Here is a 24,123-nt window from a genome sequence, read left to right as displayed (position 1 = left end):
TGGGCTGCATGGAGAGCCGCCGCTGCGGTCCCGGGGACAGGCCGGCGCGGGCTGCCGGACGCGCTTCCAAACGCATCCGCGGTTGTGGTACGATAGCAGGGCAAATGGGCGGCTGAAGCCGTTAGAAGCAGGAGGGGCAGGCACGAATGAGAGTAATCGCGGGCGAGGCCAAGGGCAGGCCGCTGAAGGCGGTGCCGGGCATGAATACGCGTCCGACGACCGACAAGGTGAAGGAAGCCGTGTTCAGCATGATCGGCCCTTATTTTGAAGGGGGATGGGCGCTGGACCTGTTCGCCGGCACGGGAGGCCTCGGCATCGAGGCGCTGAGCCGCGGCATGGAGAAGGCGGTCTTCGTCGACCAGGACCGGACGAGCATTGCGGTCGTCAAGGCCAATGTGGAGGCGGCAGGCATGTCCGGACGCGCCGAAATATATACGAACGACGCCGGAAGGGCGGTCAAGGCGCTCGCGAAGCGGGGAATATCGTTCGCGGCCGTATTCCTTGATCCGCCCTATCGGCTGACCCATATGGATGCGCAGATCATGGAGCTGCTGGAGCGCCGGCTGCTCGCTGACGATGCGGTGATTGTGGTGGAGCATGACGCAGGGCGCGCATACCCCGAAGTCATCGGCGGCTGCGAGCAGACGAGAAGAGTGCAATATGGCGAGACGGCCGTGACCGTATATCGGTATCGGCCTCAACAGACGGAGGTTGCGGATGCAGATGGGAACTAATTCGGGCGGCACACAGGACGGCTTGAAGGATGAGGACGGATTGATCCTGAGCGGCAGGGTGGCTGTCTACCCGGGAAGCTTCGACCCTGTCACTTGCGGGCATCTCGACATCATCCAGCGGGCGGCCAGGCAATTCGATACGGTGATCGTGGCCGTTCTGAACAACACGAGCAAAAACCCGCTGTTCTCCGTCGAGGAGCGTCTGGAGCTGCTGGCGGAGATCACGCGGGACATCCCCAACGTGGAGATCGACAGCTTCCGCGACCTGACGGTCCGCTTCATGCGCTCGCGCGGAGCGCGCACGATCGTGCGGGGCATCCGGTCGGTGACGGATTTCGAATACGAGCTGCAGCTGGCGTCGATGAACCATCAGCTTGACGGCGACATCGAGACGATCTTCATGATGACGAATCCCAAATACTCCTACCTCAGCTCCAGCATCGTCAAGGAGATCGCCCGCTTTCATGGAAGCGTCAAGGATCTCGTTCCGCCGGAAGTCGAGAGGGAGCTTGAACGCAAATACGCAGACCGGCAGCCTTGAGCGGCCGGTCTGTCGTCGCTAGGCTCGGCGGCGCAGTCCGCGGACGGCGGCCGAGAGCAGGAGCAGGGCGGCCAGAATGGCGGCCCAGGCTGCGGCGGAATAAGGAAGGGATGGCCAGAGGGAGGCCGGCAGAGCTTCCCCCCAGCCGGACATGCCGCGAGTGAGGAAGGCTGGACGCGCGGCGGAAGCGGCCGTCTCGGCGAAGGCGGCCAGCGCGCTCAGCGGTCTCCATAGAAGGAGGGTCAAGCCGGCGGCGATGGCGGAGGCGAGCAGCCTGGCTCCGGCCAGCGGGAGCAGCCGCAGTCCGGTTCCCGACGACGCTCCGGCCGCTTGGAGCAAGGAGCAGAGCCCGCCCCACGAGAGCGCTGCGGCGATGGCTGCCGCCTGCAGCAGCGAGGCCGGCTCGGGAGCGTGCCAGCTTGCGAGGGCGTTCGTGCCGAGATGGACTTCCGTCAGCGAGACCATAAGCGGCCCTTGAACGGCCTCGGGAAGAAACGGCTGAAGCAGCCGGATGACGACGGCGGCCAGGATGATGAGTCCGCCGGCGTTCATGAGCTGCTGCACCGCTCCGGCGACGCCGTCGCCCAAAGCTTTGCCGAAGGAGCGGCCGTCCCGCTTCCGGCCTTCTTCCATCGCGAGCACGATGCGCCAGGCCGCTCCTTGGCCGCCCTCCGGCGGTGTCTGTTCCTCCGAGGGAAGGGCCGGCTGAGGCTTCCGCGTCCCGATGCTGACGATCATGCCGGCGGCGAGGCTGGACAGCCAGAGCAAGGGCATGAGCATGAGCCCGAACCGGGGCTGGTGGAGGAAGCCGGCGCCGACGACGACGATGACGAAGAGCGGATTGGGCAGATGGGCTGCGGCGAGCAGCCGCTGTCCTTCCGATCGGGTCAGGCGTCCGCTGGACACAAGCGATGCCGCTGCCTGGGCTCCGGCAGGGAAGCCTCCGGTCCAGCCTTGGACGAGGCCCCAGCCTGCCGCTCCGGGAAGCCGCAGCAGCCTGGTCGTCAGCGGAGCCAGCATGGCTCCGATGGCGTCGACGAGGCCGAAGGCGAGCATCAGCTCCGCCAGCACGAGGAAGGGCAGCAGCGAGGGGAAGACGAAGTTCCACCAGAGGGAGAGGCCGGAGAGCGAGGCTTGAAACGCTTCGGACGTTCCTCCGACGATGGCTGCGACGAGCAGGACGGCGGCGCAGGCGGTGAGCAGGGTACGCAGCATGAGGGAGCCTCCTGGCGGGTTGGAATGGTCTGCCGATGGTTTGTCCGCTTTGTCCGCGTCCAAACAGTACCTAACTATACGCCTCGCGCGGACAGGTTAGAACGCCACTTGCCTGGGAGCGGGCGGTCCGTCCGGAGACGCCCGCCTCGCTGCCCGCAGCTGCGATCAACAGGAAGGAGGGCTTGCTCCATGCGTTTCAATCCAGCCCGCTTGCCGGCCGCCGGATCCCGCCGTCGAACGGGAGCCGCCCGCAGGCTGCTTCCGTTTGCCGCTTTAGGGGCGGTCCTGCTTCTTTGCGCCGTGCCGCGTCCCTATTACATCGTGAAGCCGGGCTTTGCGCTGGATGCGGCCGAGCTGCTCCCGCCGGGCCAGCCGGAGAGCGGCCAGGGGAGCTGGCTGTATACGGCCATCCGGGTCGACGATGCCAGCGCCGCCGAAGCGGCGGCCGCATGGCTTATCCAAGGCCGTCAGGTGATGGAGAAGAGAGCTTTGCTGAAGGGCGAGTCGGAGGCCGACTACATGGCCGGCATGAAACGGGTCATGGAAGCGTCCCAAGCCGATGCCGCGGAGGCTGCCTACCGGCTGTCCGGGGCTTCTTATCTCCCCGTTCCGGAGAAGGTCGTCGTTCTCGAAGGGGGGCGCTTGGGAAAAGGAGCCGAGCTCGTCGCGGGCGATCTCGTCATGAGCTGCGCCGGAAATCCCGTCGAATCCCTGTCGGCTCTGGCGTCTTGCCTGGACGCCAGAGCCGCCGCTGGCGGAGGCGCCGGCTTGGAGCTGACGCGCGGTTCGCGGACGATCGCCGTACAGGTCGAGATGAGCCGGGATCAGCTGAGCGCGCATGCCGAAGGGCTTCGGAGAACGGCTTCCGGCAGGGAGCCGGCAGCCGGGTCGGAAGCCGAAAAAGCGCCCGCCGCAAATGCGGCGGGCGCTCCGGCATGGGGAGAGCTGCGAGTCATCCGAGACGGGCAGACCGGACTCCCGCTGGAATGGAAGGAAGCCTCCGCCGGCGGACCGTCGGCGGGATTGATGATGGCGCTGGCCGTGTACGATCGCCTGACGGCGGGAGACGGCACCGGCGGCCTGAAGGTTGCCGGTACCGGAACGATGTCGCCGGACGGCTCCGTCGGAGCTGTCGGCGGCGTCGCCCAGAAGGTCGCAGCCGCAGCGGCTGCCGGAGCCGATCTGTTCCTCGTCCCTCCGCAGGAGAGGCGGGAGGCGGAGGCGTCGGCGCAGCGGCTGCGAACGCCGATGAAGATCGCCGCGGCCGCGACGCTGAAGGCTGCGGCGGAGGCTGTCGCCGCGCAGGCGGCGCAGCGGAAGTAGCCTTCTTTCCCGAAGCAGCGGCATCGCGTATCCTCGGCCTGCTGCCGATCACTCCAGGCGGACGGGAGGCTCGTAATAGTCGCGGAACAGCTCTTTCGGCCCGGGCGGGGCCGTTCCGCCGCGGCCGGCGGACGCGTACACGGCTGTCGCCCGCACGTCCAGCTCCAGCATGGAGAGCCCCTGCGGAGCTCTCGCGGCGCTGAGCAGAACGGGCGCCGAAGCGGAGCGCCGCATCCGCGCCAGCAGCTCCCGTCCTTTTGGGGTGAAGCCGAGCACGCGGATGTAGCCGGGTCCTCCGCTCAGCCGCTCGGGAGACAGCTCGTCCTTGCGCAGGTCCAGCAGCACGCCGAGCAGGGCGCGCTGGAGCCTGGTTCTCGTGTAGCGCTTCGTTTTCATCGCCTGCAGCAGCGCCTCCATGCCGGCTGAGGGCAGCTGCCGAAGGCTTGCCAGCAGGCGATGCTCCAGTCCTTCGCCCATGCCGAGGATGCCTGCGAGCGAAGCCGGCGTGCCGGTCAGGATCCGGTGCAGCAGCTGGGGGAAATAATCGTCCCAGGAGCGCGGAGCGTTGCCGTCCCGCCACTGGCGCTCCAGCACCTCGATCGTGCCGGGAGGCACGAACGGAGCAAGCGAAGAGAGGCTGCTTCCTTCGGAGAGCATTTTTCTGAGGGCGGTCGCGCTTGCGATGGAGCCGGATTCCGCCAGCGGATCGTGGTAGCCGGCTCCTTCGCGGCGGATCGTGAGCGGCTCCATCGTTCCCTTGAGCCGCCGCAAGGCGATGAGGTAGTGAAGGCCGAGCGTCTGGTTCGGAAGCGCAAGCTCCTCCGGAGCCAGTCCCAGATCGGCGGCGTCTCCGGACAGGGACATATAGTCCATCAGGGCCGATGAATACGCGGATGGATAGGGCGCGCCTTCTCCGAGGCGATGGCGCAGCAGGGCGCGGAATTCGGCCGGCTCGTCCGCCAGCAGGCCGGCTGCGCGGCTCAGCGGCTCCAGCCTTCCGCTCTCGCTGCCGAAGCAGAACGCGTCGACGACGCCGGTCGACTCCAGCACCGCGACGGCGCCGTGCGCGAACCATTCGGCAGGCTGCACGGAGTAGGCGAGCGGAAGCTCCAGCACGAGGTCGCAGCCTCCGAGCAGAGCGGTGCGGGCCCGAGCCCACTTGTCCATGAGCGCGGGCTCGCCGCGCTGCAGGAAATGGCCGCTCATGACGGCGACGACGGCATCGGCGCCCGCGGCCTCTACGGATTTTTGCAAATGATAGGCATGGCCGTTGTGAAAAGGGTTATACTCGACGATAAGACCAGCTGTGCGCATAATACACCTCGACAGATCGGCAGATTTCCGCTTTACTATAGCATGAAATGTCCCGAGCGGTAATCGGAGGGCTTTTGGTTGACAAATGGTTCCCGCGCTCGATATAATAAATTTTGTTTGTTTGGAGTGATCTTATGGAATTTCGTGTTATGGAAGTTGTTTCCAAAGGGGTCGAGCACAGCTTCAACGAAGAGCTGGACATGCAGGAGCTTTTGGGCGACCGCAAGGACGTCCTGTCCGCTAGTCCGCTTCGCGCCAGCCTTGCCGTACGTCCTTTTGACGGGACCGCGCAGGTAAGCGGAGAGCTTAGCGCCGATTTCAAAATGGCTTGTTCCCGATGTCTGGAGCCGGCCGAGGAGCATATCGTCATTCCGATCGAAGAACGGTTTGCCCATGTTTCCGCGGTGAAGGACATGAACGAGGACGAAGATCTGATCATCGTGGACGAGGACAAGGTCGACCTGAAGCCTTATGTCGAGGGCACCATGCTTCTCTATCTTCCGATGTCTCCGCTATGCAGCGACGACTGCAAGGGGCTTTGTCCGGATTGCGGGATCAATCTCAACGAGCAATCATGCGGCTGTTCCCAGGATAGGATCGATCCGAGGTTCGAGGCGCTTAAGAAGCTTCTGGAGTAGGACTTGGCATGATTGTCGGCTGAAGCCGCCCATTCTTTTAAGGAGGTGTTAGACAATGGCAGTACCACAACGTAGAACGTCCAAAACCCGCCGCGACAAACGCCGCACGCACTTCAAGCTTGCAGTGCCGGGCATGGTGAAATGCGAGCAGTGCGGAGAGCTCAAGCTGGCTCACCATGTTTGCAAAGTATGCGGATACTACAAAACCAAAGAGGTTATTTCCCAGTAGTCTCTTGCCGTTCCCGTCACGGGGACATTCTCGAAGCGCTCCGCCTCAGTGGCGGAGCGTTTTTTATTGCCCGGGGCAGGCGCCGCGCGGCTTTCGATGACGTCTGGAGGCAGGGCGCGGGCAGTCCATTGCGGCCATCGGCGATTTTCTATATACTGAATTGGTACCAGGTGTTAAAAATGAGACGGTCGAAGGTGGTGGCGGTATCGAGCGCCTACCGAAGAAGCAGCGGCACCAGCAGCTGCTGGGCCTGTTGGACGACAACCCGTTCGTCACGGATCGGGAGCTGACAAGGCTGCTTAGAGTAAGCATACAGACGATCCGGCTGGACCGGATGGAGCTCGGCATTCCGGAGCTGCGCGAGCGGATGAAGCTGATGGCGGAGCGCTCCTACGATGCCGTGCGCTCGCTTCCGCTGGACGAGGTCATCGGCGAGATCGTGGACCTGCAGCTCGACAAAAGCGGGATTTCCCTGTTCGAAATCGGCGAGGAGCATTCGTTCTCGCGGACCGGCATTGCAAGGGGCCACCATATTTTCGCCCAGGCCAACTCTCTTGCCGTCGCCGTGATCAACGACGAGATCGCTTTGACGGCTACCGCCGACATCCGTTTCCTCCGGTCCGTCCGGCTGGGGGAGAAATGCATCGCCAAAGCGTACGTCCGCTCCAATACCGGGCAGCGGAGCAAGGCGAAGGTGGAGGTATTCTCCTATGTCGGAGACGAGATGGTGTTCGAAGGCCATTTCGTCATCCATCGTTCCGGGGGAGAGGCGGCCGCGCCAGAAGGAGGAGAATAGCGTGAGAATTGCCATCGATGCGATGGGAGGCGACCATGCGCCTGGCCAGATCGTGCTGGGCGCGCTGGAAGCGGCCCGCCAGTGGCCGGATACGGAAATCCTGCTGGTGGGGGATGAGGCTGCGATCGAGGCTGCCCTTGGGGGGCAATCGGCGGCCAACCTGACGGTTCAGCATGCATCCGAGAAAATAGAGAGCGACGAAGAGCCGGTGAAAGCGGTCCGCCGCAAAAAGGACGCCTCGATGGTGGTGGCCGGACGGATGCTGAAGGAAAAATCCGTCGATGCCATGCTGTCTGCCGGCAATACGGGCGCCTTGATGACAACCGGCCTGCTTGTCGTCGGCCGCATGCCCGGAATCGAGCGGCCTGCGCTGACGACCGTGCTGCCGACGATGGACAACAAGGGCGTGCTCGCTCTGGATCTCGGCGCCAACATGGATGCCAAGCCGGAGCATCTGATGCAGTATGCCGTGATGGGGAGCATTTACCGCTCCAAGGTCGAAGGCATCGAGCGGCCGCGTGTCGGCCTGCTCAACGTCGGCACCGAAGCTTCCAAGGGCAACGAGCTGACGAAGGCGGCCTACGGCTTGATCGAGGCGGCGTCCGTGCATTTCATCGGCAACGTGGAGTCCAGGGACGTCATGCAGCGCAACTGCGACGTCCTGGTCTGCGACGGATTCGCCGGCAATATATTGCTCAAGACGATGGAGGGCACGGCAGGCGCCGTCATGAAGGAGATCAAGGGAGCTTTCACGAAATCCCTCATGACGAAGCTTGCCGCAGCCATCATGATGCCGGGGCTCAAGGGCCTTCGCGACAAGATGGACTACTCCCATCACGGGGGGGCTCCGCTTCTCGGCTTGAACGGCCTTGTCGTCAAATGCCACGGCTCCTCCAATGCGGCCGCCGTCAAGAACGCGGTCCGGATAGCCCGGACCGCGCTGCAAGCCGGCCTCATCGAGACGGTAGCCGCGGAAATCAGCGGAAAAGAGGACTTATCATGAATCTAATCCCAGTCGGTATTATCGGTACGGGCAAATACGTTCCGGAACGAGTGTTGACCAATAAAGATCTCGAACAGATGGTGGAGACGAACGACGAGTGGATCGTCACCCGCACCGGCATGCGGGAACGCCGCATCGCGGCGCCGGAGCAGGCGACCTCCGATCTCGCCTACGAGGCTTCCGTCAAGGCGCTTGACAGCGCTGGCATCGCGGCGGAGGACCTGGACCTGATCGTGGTGGCGACAATCACCCCGGACATGTTCTTCCCGTCCACGGCCAGCCTGCTCCAGGATCGGCTAGGCGCCAAGCGCGCAGCCGCTTTCGACCTGTCCGCCGCATGCTCGGGCTTCATCTACGGCCTGGCGACGGCAGCCAACATGGTGGCGACCGGAATGTACAAGAACGTGCTGGTCGTCGGGGCCGAATGCCTCTCGCGGATTACGGATTACACGGACCGCAACACATGCATCCTGTTCGGCGACGGAGCGGGCGCCGTCGTGCTCGGCGAAGTGCCGGCCGGCCGCGGCTTTAAGTCCTTCGATCTCGGGTCGGACGGCTCGGGCGGCCATCTGCTCAAGATTCCCGGCGGCGGATCGCGCATTCCGTCCACGGCGGAGTCGGTCGAGGAGAAGCATCATTTCCTCAAGATGGCTGGAAACGACGTCTTCAAGTTCGCTGTCCGGGTCATGGGCGCCGCAGCCGACGACGCGCTGCGCAAAGCCGGCCTGACCAAGCAGGACATCGACCTGCTGATTCCGCACCAGGCCAACATCCGCATCATCCAGGCGGCGCTCAACCGGCTCGACCTGCCGGAGGAGAAGGCCGTCATCAACCTCGACCGCTACGGCAACGTGTCCGCCGCATCGATTCCGCTTGCCCTTTGCGACGCCGTCGAGCAAGGCAGAGTATCCGAGGGAGACACGCTGCTCATGGTGGGCTTCGGCGGCGGCCTTACGTGGGGAGCGGCCGTCCTGGTCTGGTAAGCAAGCCTTTCAGGGTAATTTCCGTGAAGGAAACCATTTGATCGGAGGAGCATCTTTGAGCAAAATCGCATTCGTATTTCCGGGGCAGGGAGCTCAGGCCGTCGGCATGGGGCGGGATCTGTACGAATCCAACGCCCGCGCCAAAGCCGTATTCGACGAAGCCGACGCGGCACTGGGCTTCCCGCTGTCCGACATTGTATTCAACGGTCCCGACGAGGCTCTCAAGCAGACGGCCAACACGCAGCCCGCGCTGCTGACGACGAGCGTTGCCTTCCTGGAAGCGTTCAAGGAATCCGGCATTTCGCCGGCTTACGCCGCGGGCCACAGCCTGGGCGAATACAGCGCGCTGGTGGCCGCAGGCTCGCTCGGCTTCGCCGATGCGGTCCGCACCGTCCGCGCCAGAGGCGAGTTCATGGAGCAGGCCGTTCCTGGCGGACAGGGAGCCATGGCGGCCGTTCTCGGCGCCGAGCGCGGACCGCTCGCGGATCTGTGCGCTTCGATCACGGCCGAAGGCAAGCCGGTGGAGCTGGCCAACGTCAACTGCCCGGGACAGATCGTCGTGTCGGGCAGCGCGGAGGGCGTAGCGGCAGCTGTGGAGAGGATCAAGGAGGCCGGAGCCAAGCGGGCGATTCCGCTCGAAGTGAGCGGCCCCTTCCATTCCTCTCTGATGAAGCCTGCCGCTGCGCGGCTGGCCGAGGTTCTGGAGCAGGTCGAGTTCAAGGACGCGTTGTACCCTGTCGTCGCCAATGTGAACGCGGCAGCCGTGCAGGCGGCCGGCGACATCCGCAGGCTGCTGGTGGAGCAGGTCTATTCTCCCGTGCTGTGGGAAGATACGGTCCGGATGCTGATCGCCGAGGGTGTGGACACCTTCGTCGAGATCGGATCGGGCAGCGTTCTGGCCGGGCTCATCAAGAAGACGGACCGCGGAGCTCGCGTCATCAGCGTGAACAGCGCCGATTCGCTCGCGTCCGCGATCCAGGAGCTTGCCTAGCATACAGCTTGCAGCGGCGTCAGGCCCAAGCCTGCGCCGGCGGCATCAGCAGTCATTTAGATAGGAGGAACACGCCATGTTTGCAGATTTGTCGGGCCGCACGGCCCTCGTGACAGGCGCTTCCCGCGGCATCGGACGCGCGATCGCGATCGCTCTGGCCGAAGCCGGAGCCGACGTCGCGGTCAATTATTCCGGCAGCGAGGCGGCGGCGGCGGAAACGGCAGCCGCTATCGAGGCCCTCGGCCGCAAAGCGGTGATCCTCAAAGCCAACGTAGGCAAGGCCGCCGAGTTCGACGAAATGGTCAAGTCCGTCCTGGACGCCTTCGGGAAGCTCGACATCCTCGTCAACAACGCCGGCATCACGCGCGACAACCTGATCATGCGGATGAAGGAAGAGGAGTTCGACCAGGTCATCGAAACGAATCTGAAGGGCGTCTTCAACGGCATTAAAGCCGTCACGCGTCCCATGATGAAGCAGCGTTCGGGCCGGATCATCAACATCTCTTCCGTTGTCGGTGCGTTGGGCAACCCGGGTCAGGCCAACTATGTCGCCGCCAAGGCCGGCGTCATCGGCCTCACCAAGTCCGCCGCCCGCGAGCTGAGCTCGCGCGGAATTACGGTGAACTGCATCGCTCCGGGCTTCATCGAGACGGAAATGACGGACAAGCTTCCCGAGGACGTCAAAGGCTCCATGATGGGCGGCATTCCGCTCGCCCGTCTCGGCAAGCCGGAGGACATCGCGGCTGCCGTCCGCTTCCTGGCGTCGTCCGAGGCTTCTTATATGACCGGCCAGACGGTGCATGTCGACGGCGGCATGTACATGTAATGACGGCATTGGGGAAATGATAAGTCGCTGCCGGCGATCGGCGGGCATTCCACGCGCCTGGCGGGACGGGACAAGCCGATAGACCGGGGCTGTCCCGGCCTTCCGGGCGGAAAGCGGCCGCCGGCGGCAAGGAAACGTTTGCGGTCTGGCATTTTAAATTGGATTCTCGTATAATACCATGGAGGAGGTGAACCGGATGTCCGAAGTAGTGGATCGCGTCAAACGCATCGTAGTGGATCGTCTTGGCGTAGACGAGGCGGAAGTTACCCTCGAAGCTTCTTTCAAGGATGACCTCGGCGCTGACTCGTTAGACGTCGTTGAACTCGTCATGGAGCTTGAAGATGAATTCGACCTGGAAATCTCTGATGAAGATGCGGAGAAGATCACGACGGTGGGAGAAGTAGTCAATTACATACAATCTCATACGTAATTGTCCACGAGAGTCCCGTTTCACGACGGGACTTCTCTCTTCATCACCGCAAGATTATTCCGCGGCCCCATCAAGCCGTTTGATCGGCGGCCATTCTCTCCCTGATTCTCCAAACGTCATCCGCACATGCGCTCGTCCCGGATCGGGATCGAGGCGCCATATCCGAACTCACTAACCTGCATGCTGCAGCTGCGATGGACAAGCCCGCTGCCTAGCGGAGCAAGGCCCGCATGCTGATGGATAGATATAGTTGCAAGACGGCGCAAGACGTGCCGTCCACATTGCCGTTCTCCGAGGTGAATTGAATGAATAAACGAGTGGTAGTAACAGGCTTGGGCGTACTGACCGCCCTTGGCGACAACAAAGAGCAGTTCTGGGGCAGCCTGATGGAAGGCAAATCCGGCGTATCGGAGATCGAATCATTCGATATTTCCGAATACCCGACCAAGATCGCGGCCGAAATCAAAGGCTTCGACCCGGAGAGCTACGGTCTCGACCGGAAAGAAGCGCGCCGCATGGACCGCTTCGTCCAGCTGGCTGTCGTGGCGAGCCTCAAGGCTGTCGAGGACTCCGGCCTGCGCATCGGCGAGAACAGCGATGCCGAGCGCACAGGCGTCATGGTCGGCTCCGGCATCGGGGGCCTCGGCACTTGGGAGGACCAGCACAGCGTGCTGCTGGAAAAAGGGCCCAAGCGCGTCAGCCCGTTCTTCATTCCGATGATGATCGCGAACATGGCTTCCGGCCAAGTATCGATGGCGACCGGCGCCAAAGGTCCCAACACGACCGTCGTAACGGCCTGCGCGACGGGCACCCATACGATCGGGGATTCGTTCAAGATGATCCAGCGCGGCGACGCCGACGTCATGATCTGCGGCGGCGCGGAATCCACGATCCGTCCGATGGCCATGGCCGGCTTCTGCTCCATGCGCGCCATGTCGGTGCGCAACGACGAGCCTCAGAAGGCGAGCCGTCCATTCGATGTCGACCGCGACGGATTCGTCATGGGCGAAGGGGCAGGCGTCCTCATCCTGGAATCGATGGAGCATGCCGAGGCGCGAGGCGCCCATATCTATGCCGAGGTGATCGGCTACGGCATGAGCGGAGACGCCCATCATATGACGGAGCCGGATCCGGACGGAGCGGCCCGCTGCATGAAGATGGCGCTGCGCGACGCGAAGCTGGAGCCGGAGAGCATCGATTACATCAATGCGCACGGGACTTCGACGCCGGTCGGCGACAAATCCGAGACGACGGCGATCAAGAATACGTTCGGAGAGCATGCCTACAAAGTCGCCGTCAGCTCCACCAAGTCGATGACGGGACATCTGCTCGGCGCCGCAGGCGGCGTTGAGGCGGTCATCCTGGCGTTGACGCTGCAGAACGGCGTCATCGCTCCGACGATCAACCTCGACAATCAGGATCCGGAATGCGATCTGGACTACGTGCCGAACGTTCCGCGCCAGGCGGATGTCCGCACGGCGTTGTCCAACTCCTTCGGATTCGGAGGCCACAACGCGACGATCATCATGAAGAAATATGAAGCGTGAGCGATTTCAGGACCTGCAGCGCCAGCTAGGCTTCACCTTCGCCAAGCCCCAGCTGCTGAGACAGGCTTTCACGCATACTTCTTATGTGAACGAACACCGCGATGCCGTAACCGAAGACAATGAACGGCTCGAATTTCTCGGCGATGCCGTGCTTCAGCTGCTCGTGTCCGAGCATCTGTTCCAGACTTATCCCGAGCGCCCGGAAGGGGATCTCACCCGGATGCGGGCGGCGATCGTCTGCGAGCCTTCGCTGGCCCGATTCGCCGAGCGGCTTGATTTCGGCTCGTTCGTCCGTCTCGGCAAAGGCGAGGAGCAGCTTGGCGGCAGGCAGCGTCCCGCGCTGCTGGCCGATCTGTTCGAGGCTTTTGTCGGGTCGCTTTATTTGGACGCCGGGGTCGACACGGTGAGGGACTTTCTCCGCCGGGTGATGTTCGCCAGGCTGGAAGGCAACGAGGGCCTCTCCGGCAAGGATTACAAGTCCAAGCTGCAGGAGCGCGTGCAGAACCTTTCCCTTGGCGGCGTTGAATACCGCGTTGCCGAGGAGCGCGGTCCGGCCCATGACCGGGAGTTCGTCGTTCATGTCCTTGTCGGCGAGGAGATTCGCGGGCGGGGCATCGGACGCACCAAGAAGGAAGCGGAGCAGAAGGCCGCCGAGGAGGCTTGGCAGGCTGTTTCGGAGCCGCAGGCCGAGTAGCACCGCCAGCCATCCAGGGCCCGGCACCGTCAATTCAGGTGCCCGGGCTTTTTTTACTGCCTATGGAAGGATTCGATGCGCCAAGCACGCTGACCAGCCGCCCTGCCGTATGGTACAATAGCCACAAGAGGTGAACCGCTACCCATGTTGTTGAAACGGATTGAATTATCGGGCTTCAAATCCTTTGCGGACAAAACCGAAATGGAGTTTGTGCGCGGCATTACCGCCGTCGTCGGGCCTAACGGCAGCGGCAAGAGCAATATTTCCGACGGCATCCGGTGGGTGCTCGGCGAGCAGAGCGCCAAGAGCCTGCGCGGCGGCAAGATGGAAGACATCATCTTCGCCGGAAGCGACGCCCGCAAGGCGGTCAATTACGGCGAGGTCTCGCTGACGCTGGACAACTCGGACGGCACGCTGTCGCTCGAGCATCAGGAGGTGACAGTGACCAGGCGGGTGCACCGGAGCGGCGACAGCGAATACATGATCAACCGCCAGTCCTGCCGGCTCAAGGACATTACGGAGCTGTTCATGGATACGGGCATCGGCAAGGAGGCCTATTCCATCATCGGGCAGGGCCGCATCGAGGAAATCCTCAGCACCCGTTCGGAGGACCGGCGCGGCATCTTCGAGGAAGCCTCCGGCATCGTGAAGTACAAATCCCGCAAGCGGGAAGCCCAGCGCAAGCTGGACGACACCGAGAGCAACCTGCTGCGCATCTACGACCTCGTCTCGGAGCTGGAGGATCAGGTCGAGCCGCTGCGGGAGCAGTCGGAGCGGGCAATCCAGTTCAAGGCTCTCAAGGAAGAGCTCAAGAGCAGCGAGATCGGCTTGTACGTCCATCAGATCGATCAGGTGCATCAAGGCTGGAACGAGAACAACGCCAAGCTCGAGGTTCTCCGCAAGGAGGAGCTGGAGCTGTCCTCGGTCGTCAGCAAGCATGATGCGCTGCTGGAGAAGGACCGCATGCAGCTGCGCGAGCTGGAGTCGCAGCTGGAGGAGCTGCATGCGGCGATGCTGCAGTACAGCGAGGACTACGAGAAATGCGAAGGCTACGGCGAGGTGCTCAAGGAGCGCCGCCGCAATCTCGACGGCAACCGCGACCAGCTGGAGCAATCGCTGGAATCGCTGCGCGGCCGCCAAGAGCAGATGGCCGCGGAGGAAGAGGAGATCCGGGCCAAGGCAAGCGCCTTGGAGGCTGTCCTCATCGATCTGCGCAGCCGCATGCAGGGAGAGGAAGGCCGCCTGGCGGGAGTCGCCGGGGGCACTTCGACCGAAGCGGGCGAATCGCTCAAGGGGGAATTGCTGGAAGTGCTGAGCACGATGGCCCAGCTGCGCAACGAAATCCGCTATTCCGAGCAGCAGAAGGAAGCGCTCCAGCGCCGAATGGACCGCCTTGGCGGCGAAGAGGGCAAATGGCAGGAGAATTCGGAGCGGCTGGAGAGCCGCAGGGCCGAGCTTGAGCTGTCGCTCAAGGAGACGGTGCAGGAGCTGGAGTCCGTCCGGAACCAATACATACAGCAATCCCAGCGGGTGCAGGAAATCCAGCGTCTGCAGGAAGAAGCGGCTTCCGCCTTGCGCAAATGGGAGCAGCGGCTGGAGGCGCTCACCTCGCGCCGGGACACGATGAAGGAAATGCAGGATGCGCTGGACGGCTTCATGCACGGCGTCCGCGAGGTGCTCAAGGCGTCGCGGCGCTCTTCCGGAGGCCTCGAGGGCGTGCACGGCGCGGTAGCCGAGCTCGTCCGGGTACCCCAGCGGATCGAGACCGCGGTCGAGACTGCACTGGGCGGAGCGCTGCAGCATGTCGTCATGCAGGACGAACGGACCGCGCGCGCGGCCATCGCGTTCCTGAAGCAGCGTCAGCTGGGTCGGGCGACGTTCCTTCCCCTGGATGTGATCAAGGGCAGATCGGTGCCCGAGCAGGACAAGCGCCAGGCCGCATCGATGGAAGGCTACATCGGCGTTGCCGCCGAGCTGGTGAGCAGCGAGCCGCGATACGAGAACATCGTGAACAATCTTCTCGGCAACGTGCTTCTGGCCGAGAATCTGGAATGTGCGAACCGGATCGCAGCCCGCTGCGGCTACCGCTTCCGCGTCGTGACGCTGGAAGGCGACGTCGTCAATGCCGGCGGCTCCATGACCGGGGGCAGCCTCCAGAAGAAAGGCGCAAGCCTGCTCGGCCGCCAGCGGCAGATCGAGCAGCTGGACATGGAAGCGTCCGACATGCAGAAGCAGCTCGATCGGCTTCGGGGGGAACAGTCGGACTTGCGCAAGGAAGCGTCCATCGCCGCCCAAAATCGGGACGAGCATCGGGAGACGGCGGAGCGGCTGAACGTGCAGGAGCAGCAGCGGCGCACGGAGCTGCAGCATGTCATGAGCGAAGCCGCCGCGCTAGCCGAACAGGGCGCGGTCTTCAGTTCCGACCGCAGCGGCAACGAAGAGGAGCTGCGCCAGCTGGACCAGGCCGCGGCGGAAGCCGCCAGCCGGCTGGATGAGCTGGGCATACGCGAAGCGGGCCTGCAGGAGGCGATCGCGATGGCGGAGCAGCGTCGCAAGGCGAGCGAGTCGGCCAAGGAGGAGCTGCAGGGGCAGCTGACCGATCTCAAGATCCGGGTCGCGAAGGCGGACCAGGAGCGGCTTGCCGTTCAGGACGTGCTGAACCGGATCAAGGGCGAGAGCGGACGGGCGCGTTCGGAGGCGGCCTCCCTGGAGGCTGCGCTGCGCGACCGGCTTCAAGAGCAGGAATCGCTCGAAGCCGAGTCGGTGAAGCAGATCGAGGAGCTCAACCGGCTGCGGCTGCGCAAGGAGGAATGCTCCGCGCAGACGGATCTCAAGCGGTCGGCGCGCGCGGACAAAAGCAAGGAGCTTGAGCTGGGCGAAAGCGAAACCCGCGAGCAGCGCAGCGGACTGAAGCGCGTCGAGGAGCAGCTCCGGCAGACGGAAATCGCCGTCAACCGGCTGGATGTGGAGCTGGACAACCTTCTGCGCAAGCTGAGCGAGGAATACGGCCTCAGCTATGAGCTGGCCAAAGCCCGCTATTCCATGGCGGGAGAAGCCGCCGAAGTGCAGACGGCGGTGCGCGATCTGAAGCGGCGCATCGCCTCGCTCGGCGAAGTCAACCTCGGCGCCATCGAAGAGTACCAGCGGGTCCGGGAACGCTATGAATTCCTGGATGCCCAGAGGCTGGATCTGGTCGAGGCCAAGGCGACCCTTTATGAAGTCATCCGCGAGATGGACGAGGAGATGTCGAAGCGCTTCCGAATCACCTTCGAGGAGATTCGCCGCCATTTCGTCGTCGTATTCTCCAAGCTGTTCGGAGGAGGACGAGCCGATCTCGTGCTCGTCGATCCTGAACGGGTGCTCGAGACGGGCATCGACATCGTAGCCCAGCCTCCGGGCAAGAAGCTGCAGAACCTGCAGCTGCTCTCCGGCGGCGAGAGGGCGCTCACCGCGATCGCGCTGCTGTTCGCCATCCTTCAGGTCAAGCCCGTTCCGTTCTGCGTGCTCGACGAGGTGGAGGCTGCGCTCGACGAGGCCAACGTCGCCCGCTTCGCCCAGTATTTGCGGGAGTTCTCGGAGCTGACCCAGTTCATCGTCGTCACCCACCGCAAAGGCACGATGGAGGAAGCGGACGTGCTGTACGGCGTCACGATGGAGGAGGGCGGCGTCTCCAAGCTCGTATCGGTGCGGCTTGAGGACGAGGACGCGGCCGTATCGGCCTGAATGGCGCAAGAGAGGGCGGCAGCCGCATGGCTGCCTGCCCCGACCATAGAATGAAGGACCGGAGGAAACGGCATGGGATTTTTCAAGAAGCTTAGAGAAAGCATCGCCTCCAAGACGGAGTCGGTCACGACGATATTCAAGGACGGGCTGGCTAAAACCCGCACGGCTCTCGTGGAGCGGGTGGAGGAGCTCATCACCCGCAGGAAAAAGATCGACGAGGATTTCTACGAGGAGCTGGAGGAAATACTCATCGGCGCGGATGTCGGCGTCAATACCGTCATGGAATTGATCGACGACCTGCGCTCCGAAGTGAAGAAGCGCAAGATCGAGGACGCCGCGCAGCTGCAGCCGGTGCTGTCGGAGAAGCTGATCGGCCTGCTCGGCAGCGACAGCGGCAGCGGGCTGCGCATGGCGGACGAGGGGATCACGGTCATCCTGTTCGTCGGGGTCAACGGCGTCGGCAAGACGACGACGATCGGCAAGCTCGCCCACAAGTTCAAGAGCGAGGGCAAATCGGTGCTGATGGCGGCCGGCGACACATTCCGGGCCGGCGCGATCGAGCAGCTGGAAGTGTGGGGCCAGCGCGTCGGCGTGGACGTCATCCGGCAGCAGGCGGGCTCCGATCCGGCTGCGGTCATGTATGACGCCGTCCAGGCGGCCAAGCAGCGCAAGGCGGACGTGCTTCTGTGCGACACGGCGGGCAGGCTGCAGAACAAAAGCAACCTGATGGAAGAGCTGAACAAGATCTTCCGCGTCATCCAGCGCGAGATTCCTGGCGCTCCGCATGAGGTGCTGCTCGTTCTGGACGCCAATACGGGGCAGAACGCGCTCAGCCAGGCCAAGATGTTCGGCGAGAAGAGCGGCGTGACCGGCCTCGTGCTGACAAAGCTCGACAGCACGGCCAAAGGCGGAATCGTCATCGCGATCCGCCATGAGCTGGACCTTCCCGTCAAGTTCGTCGGCCTCGGAGAGAAGATGGAGGATCTCCAGCAATTCGACTCCGAGCAGTTCGTGCATGCGTTGTTCGCAGGCCTTATCCGGGATCAGGATTCCGGCTCGGAACAATAGCCGATTGCTGACAAGGTCAAAAGCTTGACACCTGACCCGGCGTAGGGTATGATAAGTTTCGCTAACGCAGGATGACCGGCGGCGGCCGGCCTGCAGGATCTGGAAGGAGCTGCTGCCGATGGCTGCCGATCAGCGCGATGCGCTGGAGAAGACGACGCGGATCAACATGCTGTTCGATCTGTACGGTCTGCTGCTTACGGAGAAGCAGGTGTCCATCCTGACTTATTATTTCCTGGACGATTTCTCGCTCGGAGAGATCGCCGCCGAGCTCGGCGTCAGCCGCCAAGCGGTATATGAGCATGTCAAGCGCGGCGCGGCGCTGCTGGAGGATTACGAGTCGAAGCTCGGACTGCTGTCCCGCTCGCTATCGGCGGCCAGGCTGCTGGACGAGCTCCAGGCAGGGCTTGGAGAGCTCTCTCCCACGCCGGCCGGAGCCAAGCTCGCCGAGCTCGCAGAGGCTCTCCGGGAGTCGTTGATGCCGGGAGAGCAGGAGAACTGAAGAAGGACCGCCTTGGAGCGGCTTGAATAAATACATGATACGCATGGAAGCGGACAGGAGGTGGCGGGAATGGCTTTTGAAGGGTTGTCTAGCCGGCTGCAGAACGTATTCGGCAAGCTGCGGGGCAAAGGCAAGGTAACGGAAGACGATGTGAACGAAGCCATGCGCGAGGTCAGACTCGCACTGCTGGAAGCCGACGTCAACTTCAAGGTCGTCAAGGAATTCATCGCCAAGGTGAAGGAGCGCGCCCTCGGCCAGGAGCTGCAGAAGAGCTTCACGCCGGGCATGGTCATCATCGACATCGTCAACAAGGAATTGACGGAGCTGATGGGCGGCACGCAGAGCAAGCTCGCCAAGGCGAACCGTCCTCCGACGGTCATCATGATGGCGGGCCTGCAAGGCGCCGGCAAGACGACGACTTCCGGCAAGCTCGCCCTGATGCTGAAGAAATCCAACCACAAGCCGCTGCTCGTGGCGGGCGACATCTATCGCCCGGCGGCGATCAAGCAGCTGCAGGTCGTGGGCGGAGGCATCGGCGTGCCGGTGTTCAGTCTCGGCGACCAGACTTCTCCGGTCGAGATCGCCCGCCAGGGCGTCGAGCATGCCAAGGAGAACGGCCTGGATTATGTCATCATCGATACGGCCGGCCGCCTTCATATTGACGAAGCGCTCATGGACGAGCTGAAGCAGATCCATGAGGTGACGAAGCCCGATGAAGTGCTTCTGGTCGTGGATGCGATGACCGGCCAGGAAGCGGTCAACGTCGCCCAGAGCTTCCATGACCAGCTCGCGCTCACCGGCGTCGTGCTGACGAAGCTCGACGGCGATACCCGCGGCGGCGCGGCCCTCTCGGTCAAGGCCGTCACGGGCTGTCCGATCAAGTTCGCCGCGACCGGCGAGAAGATCGAGCCGCTGGAGCCGTTCCATCCGGAACGGATGGCTTCCCGGATTCTCGGCATGGGCGACATGCTCTCCCTCATCGAGAAGGCTCAGTCGAGCATCGACGCCGACAAGGCTGCCGAGATGGAGCGCAAGATGCGCAACGCCGAGTTCACCTTCGAGGATTTCCTGGAGCAGATGGAGCAGGTCCGCAGCATGGGCCCGCTGGATCAGATCATGGATATGCTGCCCGGCATGAACAAGATGAAGGGCATGAAGGATCTCAAAGTGGACGACAAGCAGGTCGGCCGTGTCGAAGCGATCGTGAAGTCGATGACGATAGAAGAGAAGCGCAAGCCCGAGCTTCTCAACCACAGCCGCCGCAAGCGGATCGCCGCAGGCAGCGGCACCTCGGTGGCGGAAGTCAACCGGCTGATCAAGCAGTTCGACGACATGCGCAAGATGATGAAGCAATTCTCCTCCATGATGGGTCCGAAAGGTCCCAAAGGCGGCATGAAAGGCCTCAAAGGCTTGCTCGGCAAAAACATGAAGTTCCCGTTCGGCTGATCTTCAGCCTGCGATAACGTCCAGAACGCATTCCCTCCAGGGAAAGCCGAAGACGTCTTATTCTTTCAAGGAGGTGAAGTATAATGGCAGTACGTATCCGTCTCAAACGCATTGGTGCCCATAAAGCCCCGTTCTACCGTCTGGTAGTTTCTGATTCCCGTTCGCCGCGTGACGGCCGTTTCATCGAAGAAATCGGCACTTATAACCCGGTTGCACAACCGGCTCAAGTGAACATCGACGAAGAAAAAGCCCTCAAATGGCTGCAAACCGGAGCTCAAGCATCCGACACCGTCCGCAACCTGCTTTCCAAAGCAGGCGTGCTCAAGAAATTCCACGAGCAGAAACTTCAAAAGTAAGGATCTTCCCCGCAAGGGGATTTCCCGAATATAAGCTCGGAAAAGGGTTAGGATGAATATCCTAGCCCTTTTGCTTCCGAATTTATATCTTGTCGGCGCCAGGAGCGATCGTCGTGATCATTCGGATCGGGCGTCAATAACCAAGGAGGAACTGAGCATGGCGGATCAGTGGTTTACAGTCGGCGAGATCGTGAATACGCAAGGCATACGCGGCGAGCTTAAGGTCGTGCCGCATACGGACTTTGCCGATCAGCGCTTTGCCCCGGGAAGCAGGCTTTCCTTGCAGAAGGATGGCGCTCCCGGCAGCATTCAGGTCGAGGTTCAAAGCTCCAGATCCCATAAGAACGTGTACATCGTCAAGCTGAAAGGCTACGAAAACATCAACGAGGTCGAAAAGTTCAAGGGCTATCTGATGAAGGTGTCCGATTCCCAGCGCGAGCCGCTTGCAAAGGGCGAATTCTACTACACGGACATCATCGGCTCCGAAGTCGTCACGGAAGAGGGGGAAAGCCTCGGTCTCGTGACCGAGATTCTCCGTCCCGGCGCCAATGATGTCTGGGCGGTGGAGCTGAAGGACGGCAAAGAGCTGCTGCTTCCTTACATCGACGACGTCGTGCTCGACGTGAACGTGCGCGCGAAGCGAGTAACGGTGCGGCTCATGGAAGGATTGATGTAAGGAGATGCGCATCGACGTTTTGACGCTGTTCCCGGAAATGTTCGACGGCGTGTTCGGAGCGAGCATTCTCGGCAAGGCCAGGGACAAAGGCATCGTTTCGCTGCAGGCAGTCAACTTTCGGAATTATGCCAACAACAAGCACAATACCGTCGATGATTATCCCTACGGAGGCGGCGGCGGCATGGTGCTGAAGGCCGAGCCGGTGTTCTCGGCGGTCGAGGATCTGCTCGCGGGCTCCAGCGGCGACGCCGGCGAGTCCCAGGCGGCGGAGAACAAGCCTCGGGTCATTCTGATGTGTCCGCAAGGCGAGCCGTTCAGCCAGCGCAAGGCGGAAGAGCTCTCGCGCGAGGATCGCCTGATTTTCATATGCGGCCATTACGAGGGCTACGACGAGCGCATCCGGGAGCATCTCGTGACCGACGAGCTGTCGATCGGCGACTACGTGCTGACCGGAGGCGAGCTGCCGGCGATGGTCATGATCGACAGCGTCGTGCGGCTGCTGCCTGGCGTGCTCGGCAACGAATCGTCCGCCGTTACGGACTCCTACAGCACCGGACTGCTTGAATACCCGCATTATACACGTCCGGCCAGCTTCCGCGGCTGGGATGTTCCCGAGGTGCTGATCTCCGGACATCACCGCAACATCGACGCCTGGCGGCGCCAGCAATCGCTGCACCGGACGCTCCAGCGCCGGCCTGATCTGCTGGAGACGGCGGAGCTGACGGACAAAGAGCGGAAATGGCTGCGGGAGCAACAGTCCCGGGCAGCGGGTCCGGAATCTTTTTCCTGAAAGACGGCTCGATTCATGAAGACGAGGTTGTTTTCCGGGCTTGGATATGGTATGATTTGAAATGTTGTTTTAATGACTCGGACGGTCCTCTATCGGCCATGATCCGGCTCACAAGGCGAGCCGGTTAGCTTATATGAACGTCTATGGTGGAAGGAGTGACTAAACTCATGAATCTTTTACAAACGATTGCTCAAGAACAGCTTCGCACGGACATCCCTAGCTTCCGTCCAGGCGACACGCTGAAGGTGTACGTAAAGGTTATCGAGGGTTCCCGTGAGCGGGTTCAGCTGTTCGAGGGCGTTGTTATCAAACGTCGCGGCGGCGGAATCAGCGAGACTTTCACAGTCCGCAAAATTTCTTACGGCGTTGGCGTGGAGCGTACGTTCCCGATCAACTCGCCTAAGATTGACCGCATCGAAGTTACCCGTCGCGGCAAAGTTCGTCGCGCGAAACTGTACTACCTGCGCGAACTGCGCGGCAAAGCGGCCCGTATCAAGGAAATCCGCCGCTAAGAATGGAACGTCAAGAGGGGCTTGCCGCAAACAAGCCCCTTTTCGTTATTTTAAGCCATTATTTCCGAAGGCCTCTGCGCCCCGGCAATTCTTTTTATAAACCAATACCCTATTCGTGTGACGAAAGAAGGCTGAACTGCAGATGGCTGAAGAGCAGTTTCCAGAAGAGCAGAATGCGGCAACGCGCGGCGGCAAAGCCCGCAAGGAAGTGTTTGAATGGGTCAAGGCGCTGGCGATCGCGGCCATTCTCGTATGGCTGATCCGCTGGTTCCTCTTCGCTCCGTTCGCTGTCGACGGACCTTCCATGCAGCCTAACTTCCACACGGGTGAACGGCTGATCGTCAACAAGATCATCTTCGACATCAGGCAGCCGCATCGCGGTGAAGTGGTCGTATTCCATGTTCCCCAGGAGGGAAGGGATTTCATCAAGCGCGTCATCGCGCTCCCGGGCGACAAGGTCAAGGTCGAGGGCGACGACGTCTTCGTCAACGATGTCAAGCAGGACGAGCCTTACCTGAAGCAAGCCATCGAGGAAGCGAACAAAAAAGGCGAGCTGTGGAACCAGAGCGGACCGAACTTCCCCAACGAGAACGTGACCGAAGGCACGGTTCCCGCCGACTCCTTCCTGGCGATGGGCGACAACCGCAGCAACAGCGAGGACAGCCGCAGAATCGGCTATATCCCTTACAAGCAGTTGATCGGACGCGCGGACGTCATTTTCTGGCCGCCATCCGACATGAAGATCATCAAACACGGTTAACCTAGAGGAAGCTCTGCTTCCCAGGTTCCGACGATAGAACAAATGAGGTGCTGGCATGACGATTCAGTGGTTCCCCGGACATATGACGCGGGCAAGAAGGCAGATCGAAGACAAGCTCAAGCTGATCGACATCGCGATCGAGCTGCTCGACGCCCGCGTTCCCATGTCCAGCCGCAACCCTATGGTCGACGACATCCTGAGGGGCAAACCACGTCTCATCCTGCTGAACAAGGCAGACCTGGCCGATTCCCGAGAAACGGAACGGTGGATGCAATACTTTGCTTCCAAAGGGTATGTGAGCCTGGCCGTCGATTCCTCGACCGGTTCCAGGGTGAATGAGATTCCCGTCAAGGTGAGGGAAATCCTTCATGAAAAAATCCAGCGCATGCTGGACCGGGGCATGAACCCGCGCGCCATGCGCGCGCTGATTGTCGGCATTCCCAACGTCGGCAAGTCCACCTTGACCAACCGGCTGGCCGGCAGGCATATCGCCGCCACCGGAGACCGTCCCGGCGTCACCAAGGGGCAGCAATGGATCAAGGTCGGCTCGGAGATGGAGCTGCTCGATACGCCGGGCATCCTGTGGCCGAAGTTCGAGGATCAGCTTGTAGGCTACAAGCTCGCCATGACCGGCGCGATCAAGGAGCAGGTGCTCAATATCGAAGACGTGGCGTACTTTGCCGTCCGCGTGCTCGTAGAGAGATACTGGCCCGAGATGCAGGAACGTTTCGGCCTGGAAGAACAGCCGGAGGATTTCGATGACAACTTGCAGATTGTCGGGGTCATGGAACAGATCGGCCGCAACCGCGGTTGTCTGCTCAGCGGCGGCCGAATCGATCTGGAAAAGGTATCCGGAATCATCCTGCGGGAGCTTCGTGCCGGCAAGCTCGGACGCCTCACGCTGGAAGCGGCGCCTCCGGCAAGGCCATGACGCCGCGCCGCAAAGCGGATCAGCCGAATCCGGAAGCTTCTCCTTCATTATGGGAGGATGGATCGGCATCCGGTGAAGCCGCTGCCGCCGGCTCGGGC

Annotated in this window: 25 protein-coding genes; 23 read left to right on the top strand and 2 right to left on the bottom strand. The window is 62.3% G+C overall.

Features of this window, described 5'->3' with window-relative positions; translation table 11 throughout:
- Window positions 1-146: 146 nt before the first annotated feature.
- Complete coding sequence (gene rsmD / locus CIC07_RS14310) at window positions 147-734, top strand: 16S rRNA (guanine(966)-N(2))-methyltransferase RsmD (RefSeq protein ID WP_076355247.1); 588 nt, start codon at window positions 147-149, stop codon at window positions 732-734.
- Window positions 724-1,275, top strand: coding sequence for a pantetheine-phosphate adenylyltransferase (coaD, locus tag CIC07_RS14305; RefSeq protein WP_083688085.1), 552 nt, complete (start codon window positions 724-726; stop codon window positions 1,273-1,275). The genes rsmD and coaD overlap by 11 nt, the downstream gene beginning before the upstream one ends.
- 18 nt (window positions 1,276-1,293) lie before the next feature.
- Here coaD and CIC07_RS14300 read toward each other — a convergent pair whose 3' ends face one another.
- Window positions 1,294-2,490 (bottom strand): hypothetical protein, encoded by a 1,197-nt coding sequence (locus CIC07_RS14300; protein ID WP_076355249.1) that lies wholly within the window; start codon window positions 2,488-2,490, stop codon window positions 1,294-1,296.
- A 189-nt stretch (window positions 2,491-2,679) separates the two neighbouring features.
- On the opposite strand from CIC07_RS14300, the gene CIC07_RS14295 reads away from it, so the two are divergent.
- On the top strand, window positions 2,680-3,813 hold the full coding sequence (locus CIC07_RS14295) for a S16 family serine protease (RefSeq protein WP_076355251.1): 1,134 nt from the start codon (window positions 2,680-2,682) through the stop codon (window positions 3,811-3,813).
- A 48-nt stretch (window positions 3,814-3,861) separates the two neighbouring features.
- Here the strand turns inward: CIC07_RS14295 and CIC07_RS14290 are convergent, their stop codons facing one another.
- Window positions 3,862-5,127 (bottom strand): nucleotidyltransferase, encoded by a 1,266-nt coding sequence (locus tag CIC07_RS14290; RefSeq protein WP_076355253.1) that lies wholly within the window; start codon window positions 5,125-5,127, stop codon window positions 3,862-3,864.
- A gap of 134 nt (window positions 5,128-5,261) precedes the next feature.
- Between CIC07_RS14290 and CIC07_RS14285 the strand changes: the two genes are divergently transcribed.
- The 20 genes from CIC07_RS14285 (at window position 5,262) to ylqF (ending at window position 24,025) form a co-directional block, all read left to right on the top strand.
- Entirely contained in the window at window positions 5,262-5,765 is a 504-nt protein-coding gene (locus CIC07_RS14285) for a YceD family protein (RefSeq protein ID WP_076355255.1), read from the top strand.
- Window positions 5,766-5,820: 55 nt separating this feature from the next.
- Window positions 5,821-5,994 (top strand): 50S ribosomal protein L32, encoded by a 174-nt coding sequence (gene rpmF, locus CIC07_RS14280; RefSeq protein ID WP_021880971.1) that lies wholly within the window; start codon window positions 5,821-5,823, stop codon window positions 5,992-5,994.
- Window positions 5,995-6,199: 205 nt separating this feature from the next.
- Complete coding sequence (fapR, locus tag CIC07_RS14275) at window positions 6,200-6,790, top strand: transcription factor FapR (protein WP_048744880.1); 591 nt, start codon at window positions 6,200-6,202, stop codon at window positions 6,788-6,790.
- A gap of 1 nt (window position 6,791) precedes the next feature.
- Complete coding sequence (plsX, locus tag CIC07_RS14270; RefSeq protein ID WP_076355257.1) at window positions 6,792-7,793, top strand: phosphate acyltransferase PlsX; 1,002 nt, start codon at window positions 6,792-6,794, stop codon at window positions 7,791-7,793.
- On the top strand, window positions 7,790-8,776 hold the full coding sequence (locus CIC07_RS14265) for a beta-ketoacyl-ACP synthase III (protein ID WP_076355259.1): 987 nt from the start codon (window positions 7,790-7,792) through the stop codon (window positions 8,774-8,776). Before plsX ends, CIC07_RS14265 begins: the two co-directional genes overlap by 4 nt.
- Before the next feature lie 55 nt (window positions 8,777-8,831).
- Window positions 8,832-9,767: an ACP S-malonyltransferase gene (gene fabD / locus CIC07_RS14260; protein ID WP_076356934.1), complete on the top strand. Its 936-nt coding sequence runs from the start codon at window positions 8,832-8,834 to the stop codon at window positions 9,765-9,767.
- A gap of 76 nt (window positions 9,768-9,843) precedes the next feature.
- The gene (gene fabG / locus CIC07_RS14255) at window positions 9,844-10,593 is read left to right on the top strand and encodes a 3-oxoacyl-[acyl-carrier-protein] reductase (RefSeq protein ID WP_076355261.1); all 750 of its coding nucleotides are present in this window, start codon (window positions 9,844-9,846) and stop codon (window positions 10,591-10,593) included.
- A gap of 196 nt (window positions 10,594-10,789) precedes the next feature.
- Complete coding sequence (acpP, locus tag CIC07_RS14250; protein ID WP_021880976.1) at window positions 10,790-11,023, top strand: acyl carrier protein; 234 nt, start codon at window positions 10,790-10,792, stop codon at window positions 11,021-11,023.
- A gap of 305 nt (window positions 11,024-11,328) precedes the next feature.
- Entirely contained in the window at window positions 11,329-12,570 is a 1,242-nt protein-coding gene (gene fabF, locus CIC07_RS14245) for a beta-ketoacyl-ACP synthase II (protein WP_076355263.1), read from the top strand.
- Window positions 12,560-13,264, top strand: a complete 705-nt coding sequence (gene rnc, locus CIC07_RS14240; protein ID WP_076355265.1) for a ribonuclease III — start codon at window positions 12,560-12,562, stop codon at window positions 13,262-13,264. The genes fabF and rnc overlap by 11 nt, the downstream gene beginning before the upstream one ends.
- Window positions 13,265-13,408: 144 nt before the next feature.
- Window positions 13,409-16,987, top strand: a complete 3,579-nt coding sequence (gene smc / locus CIC07_RS14235) for a chromosome segregation protein SMC (protein ID WP_076355267.1) — start codon at window positions 13,409-13,411, stop codon at window positions 16,985-16,987.
- A 72-nt stretch (window positions 16,988-17,059) separates the two neighbouring features.
- Window positions 17,060-18,055: a signal recognition particle-docking protein FtsY gene (gene ftsY, locus CIC07_RS14230; RefSeq protein WP_076355269.1), complete on the top strand. Its 996-nt coding sequence runs from the start codon at window positions 17,060-17,062 to the stop codon at window positions 18,053-18,055.
- Between the two features lie 118 nt (window positions 18,056-18,173).
- Window positions 18,174-18,554, top strand: coding sequence for a YlxM family DNA-binding protein (gene ylxM, locus CIC07_RS14225; protein WP_076355271.1), 381 nt, complete (start codon window positions 18,174-18,176; stop codon window positions 18,552-18,554).
- Between the two features lie 69 nt (window positions 18,555-18,623).
- A complete protein-coding gene (gene ffh, locus CIC07_RS14220; protein WP_076355273.1) occupies window positions 18,624-20,000 on the top strand; it encodes a signal recognition particle protein in 1,377 nt (458 codons plus the stop codon).
- A gap of 83 nt (window positions 20,001-20,083) precedes the next feature.
- Complete coding sequence (gene rpsP, locus CIC07_RS14215) at window positions 20,084-20,356, top strand: 30S ribosomal protein S16 (protein ID WP_048748695.1); 273 nt, start codon at window positions 20,084-20,086, stop codon at window positions 20,354-20,356.
- Between the two features lie 157 nt (window positions 20,357-20,513).
- The gene (rimM, locus tag CIC07_RS14210) at window positions 20,514-21,032 is read left to right on the top strand and encodes a ribosome maturation factor RimM (protein WP_076355275.1); all 519 of its coding nucleotides are present in this window, start codon (window positions 20,514-20,516) and stop codon (window positions 21,030-21,032) included.
- 4 nt (window positions 21,033-21,036) lie between these two features.
- Entirely contained in the window at window positions 21,037-21,822 is a 786-nt protein-coding gene (trmD, locus tag CIC07_RS14205) for a tRNA (guanosine(37)-N1)-methyltransferase TrmD (RefSeq protein WP_076355277.1), read from the top strand.
- A 167-nt stretch (window positions 21,823-21,989) separates the two neighbouring features.
- The gene (gene rplS / locus CIC07_RS14200; protein ID WP_048746497.1) at window positions 21,990-22,334 is read left to right on the top strand and encodes a 50S ribosomal protein L19; all 345 of its coding nucleotides are present in this window, start codon (window positions 21,990-21,992) and stop codon (window positions 22,332-22,334) included.
- A 142-nt stretch (window positions 22,335-22,476) separates the two neighbouring features.
- Window positions 22,477-23,094 carry a signal peptidase I gene (gene lepB, locus CIC07_RS14195; RefSeq protein WP_076355279.1) on the top strand — a complete coding sequence of 206 codons (618 nt, stop codon included), beginning with the start codon at window positions 22,477-22,479 and terminating at the stop codon, window positions 23,092-23,094.
- Between the two features lie 55 nt (window positions 23,095-23,149).
- The gene (gene ylqF / locus CIC07_RS14190) at window positions 23,150-24,025 is read left to right on the top strand and encodes a ribosome biogenesis GTPase YlqF (RefSeq protein ID WP_076355281.1); all 876 of its coding nucleotides are present in this window, start codon (window positions 23,150-23,152) and stop codon (window positions 24,023-24,025) included.
- The last annotated feature ends 98 nt before the right edge of the window (window positions 24,026-24,123 follow it).

Origin of the sequence: Paenibacillus sp. RUD330, from assembly GCF_002243345.2 — a bacterium.
GTDB lineage: Bacteria > Bacillota > Bacilli > Paenibacillales > Paenibacillaceae > Paenibacillus_O.
The sequence above is the reverse complement of the archived record's forward strand: the minus strand, read 5'-3'. Positions and strand labels throughout refer to the sequence as shown.

Coding starts and splice junctions, on each gene's coding strand:
- rpmF (WP_021880971.1), top strand. CDS start 5,821: ATGGCAGTACCACAACGTAGAACGTCCAAAACCCGCCGCGACAAACGC.
- rpsP (WP_048748695.1), top strand. CDS start 20,084: ATGGCAGTACGTATCCGTCTCAAACGCATTGGTGCCCATAAAGCCCCG.
- CIC07_RS14285 (WP_076355255.1), top strand. CDS start 5,262: ATGGAATTTCGTGTTATGGAAGTTGTTTCCAAAGGGGTCGAGCACAGC.
- coaD (WP_083688085.1), top strand. CDS start 724: ATGGGAACTAATTCGGGCGGCACACAGGACGGCTTGAAGGATGAGGAC.
- acpP (WP_021880976.1), top strand. CDS start 10,790: ATGTCCGAAGTAGTGGATCGCGTCAAACGCATCGTAGTGGATCGTCTT.
- rimM (WP_076355275.1), top strand. CDS start 20,514: ATGGCGGATCAGTGGTTTACAGTCGGCGAGATCGTGAATACGCAAGGC.
- rsmD (WP_076355247.1), top strand. CDS start 147: ATGAGAGTAATCGCGGGCGAGGCCAAGGGCAGGCCGCTGAAGGCGGTG.
- rplS (WP_048746497.1), top strand. CDS start 21,990: ATGAATCTTTTACAAACGATTGCTCAAGAACAGCTTCGCACGGACATC.
- smc (WP_076355267.1), top strand. CDS start 13,409: ATGTTGTTGAAACGGATTGAATTATCGGGCTTCAAATCCTTTGCGGAC.
- ftsY (WP_076355269.1), top strand. CDS start 17,060: ATGGGATTTTTCAAGAAGCTTAGAGAAAGCATCGCCTCCAAGACGGAG.
- CIC07_RS14290 (WP_076355253.1), bottom strand. CDS start 5,127: ATGCGCACAGCTGGTCTTATCGTCGAGTATAACCCTTTTCACAACGGC.
- fabF (WP_076355263.1), top strand. CDS start 11,329: ATGAATAAACGAGTGGTAGTAACAGGCTTGGGCGTACTGACCGCCCTT.
- rnc (WP_076355265.1), top strand. CDS start 12,560: ATGAAGCGTGAGCGATTTCAGGACCTGCAGCGCCAGCTAGGCTTCACC.
- CIC07_RS14295 (WP_076355251.1), top strand. CDS start 2,680: ATGCGTTTCAATCCAGCCCGCTTGCCGGCCGCCGGATCCCGCCGTCGA.
- lepB (WP_076355279.1), top strand. CDS start 22,477: ATGGCTGAAGAGCAGTTTCCAGAAGAGCAGAATGCGGCAACGCGCGGC.
- trmD (WP_076355277.1), top strand. CDS start 21,037: ATGCGCATCGACGTTTTGACGCTGTTCCCGGAAATGTTCGACGGCGTG.
- CIC07_RS14300 (WP_076355249.1), bottom strand. CDS start 2,490: ATGCTGCGTACCCTGCTCACCGCCTGCGCCGCCGTCCTGCTCGTCGCA.
- ylxM (WP_076355271.1), top strand. CDS start 18,174: ATGGCTGCCGATCAGCGCGATGCGCTGGAGAAGACGACGCGGATCAAC.
- fabG (WP_076355261.1), top strand. CDS start 9,844: ATGTTTGCAGATTTGTCGGGCCGCACGGCCCTCGTGACAGGCGCTTCC.
- CIC07_RS14265 (WP_076355259.1), top strand. CDS start 7,790: ATGAATCTAATCCCAGTCGGTATTATCGGTACGGGCAAATACGTTCCG.
- ffh (WP_076355273.1), top strand. CDS start 18,624: ATGGCTTTTGAAGGGTTGTCTAGCCGGCTGCAGAACGTATTCGGCAAG.
- ylqF (WP_076355281.1), top strand. CDS start 23,150: ATGACGATTCAGTGGTTCCCCGGACATATGACGCGGGCAAGAAGGCAG.